The 7,443-nt window shown below is 37.8% G+C and carries 8 protein-coding genes and 1 riboswitch; of the genes, 1 reads left to right on the top strand and 7 read right to left on the bottom strand.

The annotated features are described in order from the left end of the window. Positions 1-58: 58 nt before the first annotated feature. Positions 59-174, bottom strand: a riboswitch (SAM riboswitch). A 382-nt stretch (positions 175-556) separates the two neighbouring features. After that, entirely contained in the window at positions 557-991 is a 435-nt protein-coding gene (locus E1140_RS03055) for a DUF5362 family protein (protein WP_155178915.1), read from the top strand. 17 nt (positions 992-1,008) lie between these two features. On the opposite strand, the gene trmB is transcribed toward E1140_RS03055, so the two are convergent. The 7 genes from trmB to E1140_RS21345 form a co-directional block, all read right to left on the bottom strand. Beyond that, positions 1,009-1,668, bottom strand: a complete 660-nt coding sequence (gene trmB, locus E1140_RS03050) for a tRNA (guanosine(46)-N7)-methyltransferase TrmB (RefSeq protein WP_155178913.1) — start codon at positions 1,666-1,668, stop codon at positions 1,009-1,011. A 13-nt stretch (positions 1,669-1,681) separates the two neighbouring features. Further along, complete coding sequence (locus E1140_RS03045) at positions 1,682-2,962, bottom strand: bifunctional folylpolyglutamate synthase/dihydrofolate synthase (RefSeq protein WP_343034129.1); 1,281 nt, start codon at positions 2,960-2,962, stop codon at positions 1,682-1,684. Between the two features lie 23 nt (positions 2,963-2,985). Then, positions 2,986-3,867: a hypothetical protein gene (locus E1140_RS03040; RefSeq protein ID WP_155178911.1), complete on the bottom strand. Its 882-nt coding sequence runs from the start codon at positions 3,865-3,867 to the stop codon at positions 2,986-2,988. Continuing rightward, positions 3,868-4,257, bottom strand: a complete 390-nt coding sequence (locus tag E1140_RS03035) for a biopolymer transporter ExbD (protein WP_185153397.1) — start codon at positions 4,255-4,257, stop codon at positions 3,868-3,870. Positions 4,258-4,263: 6 nt separating this feature from the next. After that, a complete protein-coding gene (locus tag E1140_RS03030; protein WP_155178909.1) occupies positions 4,264-4,944 on the bottom strand; it encodes a MotA/TolQ/ExbB proton channel family protein in 681 nt (226 codons plus the stop codon). Positions 4,945-4,946: 2 nt separating this feature from the next. Next, positions 4,947-5,792, bottom strand: a complete 846-nt coding sequence (locus tag E1140_RS03025; RefSeq protein ID WP_155178907.1) for a hypothetical protein — start codon at positions 5,790-5,792, stop codon at positions 4,947-4,949. Between the two features lie 135 nt (positions 5,793-5,927). Continuing rightward, positions 5,928-7,443: TonB-dependent receptor (locus E1140_RS21345; protein WP_221412615.1), on the bottom strand; the 1,516-nt coding region annotated here is incomplete at its 5' end.

Below are 7,443 nucleotides of genomic sequence, written 5' to 3'. Positions count from 1 at the left end.
CTCTTCTGACAGGTCAGAAGAGCTCATAATATTTTTTATAATAGTGTAGGCTAATACTGACTTATCTTCCCCTAACACAAAATGTTAAGGCTGGAATTAGCACCTTTGTCAATTTAATTGACATGGTTGCCAAGGCTTCACAGGGCCATATCCCTCTGCCTTTCTTGATAAGATTATCACAAAGAACTTAACTTCAAATATATTACAATTTTAACAATCTCTACTTAAAATTTCAATTGTCAAAGCTAATAGTCAATAAATAACCCGTAAGGCGTCAAAAGGTTGTTTTAAACCCCTGATTCGACAGGATTTGAGCTGCCTAAGCTTACCGCAACAGTCCACTGTTATCCTGCTCCTAAGAACGAGGTCTCGGCTGGGCCGAGATGAGGCCTTGTTTTGGAAAAAGGCTCACTCGGTATTGTTTTTAATGTTAGGTTTAAAAAACACGGTCAAGCCTTACGGGCAGTGCAAATTTAGAATTAAAATGAGAGGAAATGCATTCAATAATTTTATTTTTACTCAGAACACAAAATATTTCAACCTTTAACTATAAATAATGGAATCAACAGAATTAAATGAGGGTATCAGACTTACCGGACAGGCACTAAGAAACCTAAATGAAACACGAAAATGGACCATGTTCATTTCAATTTTTGGGTTTGTAATGGTAGGGTTTATGCTCATAATGGCACTATTTGCCGGATCTTTTCTTAGCAACCTTCCAAATGCCCAAGGCATGCCTACCGGTATATTTAGTTTCATTTATATATTAATAGCACTGCTATACTTTTTCCCAATATACTATTTGTATAAATTTTCAGCTCACATGAAACTAGGCATCGTCATGAAATCGGAACAGGAAGTGGAGGACGCATTTAAACACTTAAAATCTCATTACAAATTTATGGGTATACTACTCGCTATTGTCTTAGCGTTTTATGTATTGATATTTTTTGGAAGCGTACTATTTGGCACAATGCTGAGTATGTAAATTGCTGGCGTTGAAGGTCATGAGAATGTAAACCTCAAATATTTGATATCATGACCTTCAGCACCAAACTTCTGCTCATATCTGGTTCTAATATCATGACATTCATGAACATATTCCGAATGATACAGATCATGGGTGAAATGTAAATCCTTTATATCATCTCGTAACTTTAAGGCTTCCAGGGTATAATCAAACAAGCCTGTATTATCTGTTTTAAGCCTTATTATACCTTCCTTTGATACAATAGACTTATAGATATTAATAAATCTGGAATGGGTGACTCTCCTTTTCTCATCCCTATCTCTGGGTCTTGGATCAGGAAAAGTGATCCATATTTCATCTACTTCTCCTGGCTCGAAAAAGTTGTTTAGCTCTAGCAAATGTGTTCTTAAAAAGGCAACATTCTCCAACCCCTCTTCTTCAGCTATGGCGCTTCCCTTCCATATCCTATCACCTTTAATGTCAATACCGATATGATTGCTATTAGGAAAAAGTCTTCCTAACCCAACAGTATATTCGCCTCTACCACAAGCCAGTTCAAGAGTAATTGGGTTGTTGTTTTGAAAAACTTCGTTATGCCAATTACCTTTAACTTTCTCATAAATGACCTTACTTGGTTCAATAACATTAGCTCGTTCTGCTATTTCAGCAAAACGTTTTAGCTTTCCTCTACTCATTCAGGGTTAAATTTTATAGACCTTCAATTTCTGCGACAACAAAGTTACTGCCTCCAATAAAAATGAAGTCATTTTCAGTCGCATTATTTTCTGCTACCTCGATCGCTTTATTCACATTGGGAATACAATAGCCAATCAAATCGTACTCACTGGCCACCTGCTGTAGTTTGGCTGCGGGCAATGCTCTTGGTATATCAGCCTGACAAAAATAATACTGAGCTTCCATAGGTAGTAGTTGCATAACTGATGTAAGCTCTTTATCATTTACCACACCGATAACTATGTGTAATTTATCGTACTGATAATTGTTGATTTGATTAACTACATATTTTAACCCAGCCTCATTATGACCAACATCACAATATTTAGCAGGCTTTGAGCCCAACTTTTGCCAGCGCCCTTTTAAACCTGTTATTGTAAAAGCTTCTTCCACTCCGGCTACAATAGCATCATCATCCACATCAAACCCTCTGCCTCTCAGAACCCCAACAGCTTTAATCACTCCTTTCAAATTTCTTTGTTGATATGCGGCTTCTTGAACATTATGAACCTTAATCTCCATGTTGTTAGTGCTAATGACTAACCCATCGTCAACTCCTATTTGAACATCATCTTCAGCGAAATAGAGGTCAGAATTTAGCTCCCTTGACCTTTCAATAAAAACATCTTCAATCTCGGTCTGACGTTCGCTTATAACTGTAGGGATATGCTCTTTAATAATACCTGCCTTTTCTCCGGCTATCGTTTTTATATCATTCCCAAGCCATTGTTGATGATCGTTACTAATATTAGTAATAAGTGCTACTTCAGGGATGATTACATTAGTAGAATCCAACCTGCCACCCATTCCAACTTCTATAATGGCAATATCAACCTGCTCCTTTGCAAAATAATGAAAACACATGGCCACTGTAATTTCAAAAAAAGAAGGTTGGATTTCCTCTATTAAAGGCTTGATCAAATCCACGAATTCAACTACGGCCTCTTTTGTAATTTCAACTCCGTTGATTTTTATCCGCTCTGTAAAAGACTTTAAATGAGGAGATGTATAAAGACCTGTTTTATAGCCTGCCTTTTGCATGATAGCAGCTAAATAATGCGAAGAGCTACCCTTTCCATTAGTTCCAGCTACGTGTACAGATTTAAATTGATGCTCGGGATGACCCAAAAACTGGCAGAGTTTCACCGTATTGGTCAGGTCCTTTTTATAAGCACTGGCACCATCTCTTTGGAACATTGGTAATTGTGAAAACAAGAACTTGACAGTGTTCTCATATTCTAAATCAATATCCACCATAAAATTTAAGCTATACTGGGTTATTTAGACTTAATAACAAAGGTGATTTTACCTGTAGAAACTGGTGCCACAATCGAGTTATCTGATGTTTTACTGAAAGTAAGTTTTTCAACTTCAGCTCGGTATATTTTTTCTACTGCAGGACTAACACTTCTTTCTATTGTACGAACTGAAAGTATCTCTCCCTGATCATCAATTTTAATTTCAAAAACAATTCGACCATTTTCAATGGAAGTGTCTTTTGGTCTTGGTTCAAAATCCCAAACCCAACCTGTCAACTGCAAAGCAGAACCACCGCCACCTCCAGGCTGACCATAAAGTGCCCTGGAGTCCAATGTTCCTTCTTCATGGCCTTTATCACCTACTTTGTTAGTATTATCACCATGATTAGCCGCCTTCTGTTCAGTTGCCTCTCCATCCTTTCCTTTAGCCCCATCTTCTGGCTTAGTGACTTCAGTTTTTTCGACTGGCTTGGTTGTTTCCTTTTTAACCTCTTTTGGTGTCTCTTTTACAGGCTTTACCTCTTCTTTAACCACTTCTTTTGCTACTACATCTGGTGAAGACTGTTCGTTTACAGTTGTCTCTTCCACAACTGGTTCAGCCACCTCATTCACCTCTTCAGTTTGAGTATCATCAGTTGACTCTACCGTTTCCTCGGGCAATTCATTTTCGGCTGCTTCTTCCTGCGATTGACTGTCATTAGCTTCTACCTCTGGTTGTTCTTCTCCAGATCCAACATTGTCCAGTCCAAAATTTAGTTCAATACCATATTCAGGGAGGGGCGGATCTGGCTCCTTCCATGCCAGCATAAATAAAAAAGCAACGAGCAATAAGGCATGCAAAGTCACCGATGCTATGGCAGCGGTTCTTCTGTTTTTCTTATCGTTTTGCTCTTCGCTCATTTACTTTGGTTTAGTCGCAATAGACACCTTAGCTTCCAATGAAGTAGCTAAATCAGCTACAAATACTAAATGCTCAGTTGGTACGCTGCTATCTATATGGAGTACAACAACTCCCTCATTCCCTACCAACTTACTTCTTAGCTCACCTTCAAGGCGGCCTTTTGATACCTTCTTATCATTAACGTAATAATCCAGCTCTTTGGTTATAGTCACAGACACTTTCTGCATTTCAACCGTAGAAGACTTGCTTGTAGGCAAATTAACAGGTAAACCTGATGGCGTAATAAAAGAAGAAGTAAGCATAAAGAACACCAATAACAGAAAAATGATATCTGTCATTGAAGCCATGCTAAACATCGGCTCTACATTATGTTTTGATTTTAAAGACACTTGAGCTTAGTTTTTTGGTTCTTGAAGAAGATCAATAAATTCAACGGAGCTATACTCCATCTTATGAACAATCTTTTGAACTCTTGTTACAAGGTAATTGTAACCCAGATAGGCTATGATACCTACAAACAGACCCGCTGCAGTAGTAATCATGGCTGTATAAATGCCTTCAGAAAGTAATTTAGGGCTCACTGAGCCTTCCTCCTGTGCAATGGCGATAAATGCCTGAATCATACCTATAACGGTACCTAAGAAGCCTAGCATAGGCGCTGAGCCTGATATAGTCGCTAATAATGAAAGGTTCTTCTCCAGTTTGAAAATTTCTATCTTACCAACATTTTCTATCGATACCTCAATGTTCTTCAATGGACTCCCAATTCTACTCACTCCTTTCTCAATCATTCTGGCAATTGAAGAATCTTCATGATGACAAAGCATTTTGGCTCCATTGATATCACCTTTTTCAACTAACGAGCGGATCTGGTTCATAAACCCTTCAGAAGGCATTGCCGCTTTTTTAATAGTGAGCACCCGCTCAATAAAAATATACACGGCAGCAATGGACAAAAGTGCTATAGGTATCATCATAAAACCTCCTTGGAAGAGGAGGTCTATAATTCTTACAGATTCAGGAGAAGTTGCTGCAGAGGTTGTATCCACTGCAGTCTGTATTTGTGCTAATGTCATAGTTAATATCTGATTACCCAAACTTCCTCGCCATACTCACTCTTCAACTCATTAGCTCTGTTTTCAGCAGCAGCCCAAGTATCAAGATTATCAACGGTAATTCTATGAAATTTACTAGTTCCATATGGTGGTATTATTTGAATACTCACACCTGTTTTTGTTAATTTATTAGCAAAATCCATTGCCAAATCTCCGTCAATATCACTGGCAATAACAACGTAGTAACGTCCGGTTCTTGCGGTAATTGTCTCAACGGTTCCTATTTTCGGTTTGGCAGCTTCTTCAGCAGCTAGTCTTGCAGCTTCTCTATCGGCAGCTTCCTGTGCTAACCGTTCTTCTTCAGCTTTTTTCTCAGCAGCTAAACGTTTAGCCGCTTCCTCTTGCTTGAGTTTTTCTATTCTAGCCTGTTCCTTTTCCTGAGCTGGCTTGTGAATAAAGAAATACCATCCACCTACGCCCAGTACTGCTAAAATTAATACAATAGCTACGATCTTGCCTGTGTTAGAACTCTCCTCTTGCGGAGGGGTGTAACTTCCTGGCACGTATTCATCAGTTTCTTCCTGCTCATTTTCCTGAGCATAAGTATCTTGATAATCTGAAGAGTAACTATCACTTTCAGAATCCTCTGAAGCATCAGTATCATCTGAATAGGTAGATGAAGAGTCTTCTGAATAAGAAGAAGTGCTGTCATCATATGAACTAGAAGTATCTTCCTCAGTGGTTTCGTCTAACGGTTGATAATCGACATCGGGTAAACCAAAACTATCATCGGCTTCATTAAAATCATTTTGGTTATCATCGTTAAAGTCGTTGTTATCTTCTATTTCATCATCTTTTTTCTTAGCCATTATATATGCTTTAAGGTTGTTGGTTAAGTAAGTTAATACAAAAATAATCGAATTTTCGACTGTGCAAAATCTAAAGAACTTACATTAAGCACATTACAATATAGGAATTTATGGCAATAACACTATTATAGGCCCTTAAAAGCTATATGTTACACCTGCCAGCACCTGTAAACCTCTGGATGGGTAATTATATAAAACCTCGTATTCGTTCGATAATAAGTTGTTTAATCTGATAAAAGCCGAGAATTGCTTTGAAAAAAGATATTCTGCCTTTAGATTCAAATCAAGTGCCGCATCCAGATCAACGTCTTCACTAGTATTAAAGTCAAAAGCTTTTATTCCTCCCAACATATAGGCTTCCGCTTCAAACCTGAATTTATCATATAGCTTGTAGGTAGAAATTGCAGACACTTTATAGATAGGCCTGTGATAAGCCTCTTGTATTTCGTCTGTATCATAACCCCAGTAATCCCCACGGAGAATAAACCTCAAAGCTTCGTTTCTATTGTAGCTCAATTCGCCATAGATATTTACCAATGAAGTACTCCCCTTGTCATAAACAACCATAAACTTAGATTGGTCAAGTGGGCTGTTTATAAAGTAGTACATGTTTTTATAAGTGCTAACGCTAATCCCTGATCTAAAGCCCATTTTACTACTCAAACTACCTTCTATACCACCATAAAGCTGAAATGTTTTATTGGTATTAAAAGCCTGAGCATTGGGCATAAGGTAAGGGTTCTCATTGGTCATCTTTCTTAACGTGAGCTTTTCAATATCTCCATCAATACCTGCAAACACAGTAAACCCTGATGATAACTGATAACGTGCTTTACCCACTGGATAAAAATGCACCTCATCAGAATCTCCTAAAGTATCATTTTCATAAATCGCCTTGAATCCTGCACTAATCAAAAAACCTCCATACTCAAATGTTAATGTTGGATTAACACGGAAAATATTTCTAGTCTTTACATCAAGAAGTGCATCTTTCTGTGAGATAATATCCAAATCACTTTTTATCTCAGCTTTGGTTGTTCCGCCTATGTTAAAACCAGTATTAAGATCTATCTGAAATTCACTTTCCTTAGCTTCATAATTATCTGTTAAATAGTCAAACTGAAAACCTGCTAAGTAATTCAATTTGGCATCAGCCTTAGTATTTTCAAGATATCCCTGAATATGCATGACGCTAAAATTCTGCTTTAATGTATCCGTGTCAATCTCTTGATTTTCAGGGTATCCATAAAAGTTATAACGTCTTCTATCAAAGCCCACTTCACCACTTGCCGTAACATTGTTTCCAAAATACTTACCGAACAAGCTACCATTCATTACCCCAGAACCAGAGTTCTTACCATCAACAGGTCCATTTCTGGAATCAAGGAAATTAAAATGAGCTCCATACATCATTTGGTTATCTCTCTTATTTGAAAAATAACCTTCCAGGTACGGTGTAACATAGTTGCCGAACCCTGCTTTCACATAATTGCCATATAACTTATTTAAAGGCTCATCTTTCATTCTTAACGGCCTAACTCTAATATTTAAAGCTGGCAGTGGCAAGTTCAAATTGCTAAAGAAGTACTCCAAGTTTGGCTGAGTTCTAACTATGCTGGAGGGCGGTATTTTCTCAAAATTACGATTCGCT

This window comes from Fulvivirga lutimaris, from assembly GCF_009711525.1.
Classification (GTDB): Bacteria; Bacteroidota; Bacteroidia; order Cytophagales; family Cyclobacteriaceae; genus Fulvivirga; species Fulvivirga lutimaris.
This window is presented reverse-complemented; position numbering and strand designations above follow the sequence as displayed.

Excerpts from the sequence above, each read along its gene's own strand:
- E1140_RS03055 (WP_155178915.1), top strand. The coding sequence starts at position 557 with ATGGAATCAACAGAATTAAATGAGGGTATCAGACTTACCGGACAGGCA.
- trmB (WP_155178913.1), bottom strand. The coding sequence starts at position 1,668 with ATGAGTAGAGGAAAGCTAAAACGTTTTGCTGAAATAGCAGAACGAGCT.
- E1140_RS03040 (WP_155178911.1), bottom strand. The coding sequence starts at position 3,867 with ATGAGCGAAGAGCAAAACGATAAGAAAAACAGAAGAACCGCTGCCATA.
- E1140_RS03030 (WP_155178909.1), bottom strand. The coding sequence starts at position 4,944 with ATGACATTAGCACAAATACAGACTGCAGTGGATACAACCTCTGCAGCA.
- E1140_RS03025 (WP_155178907.1), bottom strand. The coding sequence starts at position 5,792 with ATGGCTAAGAAAAAAGATGATGAAATAGAAGATAACAACGACTTTAAC.